Source organism: Acetobacter indonesiensis (assembly GCF_000963945.1).
In the GTDB taxonomy this organism is placed as follows: Bacteria; Pseudomonadota; Alphaproteobacteria; order Acetobacterales; family Acetobacteraceae; genus Acetobacter; species Acetobacter indonesiensis.
This window is the reverse complement of sequence record NZ_BAMW01000107.1, coordinates 1-385: the sequence shown is the minus strand read 5'-3', so window position 1 is coordinate 385 and position 385 is coordinate 1. Positions and strand designations below refer to the sequence as shown.

At 54.3% G+C, this 385-nt stretch carries 1 protein-coding gene; it reads right to left on the bottom strand.

From position 1 onward, the window contains the following. Window positions 1–7: 7 nt before the first annotated feature. On the bottom strand, window positions 8–385 hold a 378-nt coding region (locus Abin_RS15365), incomplete at its 5' end, for an IS30 family transposase (RefSeq protein ID WP_048848546.1).

The window sequence follows — 385 nt, the reverse complement described above, 5'->3', positions numbered from 1 at the left end:
GGCGGATTCAACCGGTCGTCGCAACACCTTCGATTATATGTTGTTTGAGCAGTTGGTCGAGTGCCTCTGCTGGTGTTTTCCAACCGAGTGTTTTGCGTGGCCGTGTATTCAGGGCATGAGCAACCGCATTTAATGCATCGGTATCATGCTGGGTGAGATCCGTTCCCTTGGGGAAGTATTGGCGCAGCAGACCATTGGTGTTTTCATTGCTGCCACGTTGCCAGGGGCTTTTTGGATCACAGAAGTAGATATCAAGACCGGTATCGATCTGGAGTTGGGCGTGTTGTGCCATCTCCGCTCCCTGATCCCAGGTCAGGGATCTGCGTAGACTGGCAGGTAGCTCCATGATGGTCCCTGCAATCGCGTTACGAACGGCCTGGGCCCC